This is a genomic window from Haloferax sp. Atlit-10N, assembly GCF_003586325.1.
Classification (GTDB): domain Archaea; phylum Halobacteriota; class Halobacteria; order Halobacteriales; family Haloferacaceae; genus Haloferax; species Haloferax prahovense.
Genome location: NZ_PSYX01000074.1, coordinates 1 through 704, shown reverse-complemented (window position 1 = coordinate 704; position 704 = coordinate 1). Strand labels below are relative to the sequence as shown.

1 protein-coding gene is annotated in these 704 nt (G+C 58.2%); it reads left to right on the top strand.

The window, feature by feature from the left end; genetic code table 11:
• The coding region (locus tag C5B91_RS21230; protein ID WP_158589936.1) for a bacterio-opsin activator domain-containing protein at positions 1 to 704 on the top strand (704 nt) is incomplete at both ends.

Below are 704 nucleotides of genomic sequence, written 5' to 3'. Positions count from 1 at the left end.
CGAGCAAGGGTACTTGGATAGTCAGTCCTTCGCCGTTCGAGCCGCAGGTACAGAGCCAGCCGGTCAGACCGCCGCTACCGGTGATGTGACGATGGTGACGAACGTCGCTGCTGGGCTCCGTGACGAAGCGTGGCGGAAAGACGCTATCTCTCGGGACTACCTTTCGGTATTGAGTATCCCGCTCGTGTACAATGACCTCATGCACGGTGTGTTAACGGTGTACGCACCGGCCCAGCATGCGTTCGACGAGACGGCGAAGGCGGTTCTGGGGGAACTCGGCGAGACCATCGCGTCCGCGTTGAGTGCGATCGAACGGAAGAATGCATTGCTCTCGACGTCGATGACCCGCGTCGAATTCACCATCGAGGACCCGAAGTTTGTCCTCTCACGGCTTGCACAGGATGCGGAGTGTACTCTCTCATATCAGGGTGGTGTCCAGCAATCCACAGAAGGTAGCTACGTATTCGTGACCGTCGAAGACCGGGTAGTAAACGATGTAGCGGACGCCGCCTCGCAGTTGGTCGGGATCGACGAAGTGCAACAGATCAGTGCGGATGGTGAGGAGGGCGTTCTGCGGCTTCGACTCACACAGCCGTTTCTCGCTTTGGAGCTGGCTGATCACGGTGCCGTCTTCCGCGAAGCGACTGCTAATCCGACCACGACGACACTCATCATCGATATCCCAGAGAGCATCGATGTTCGAA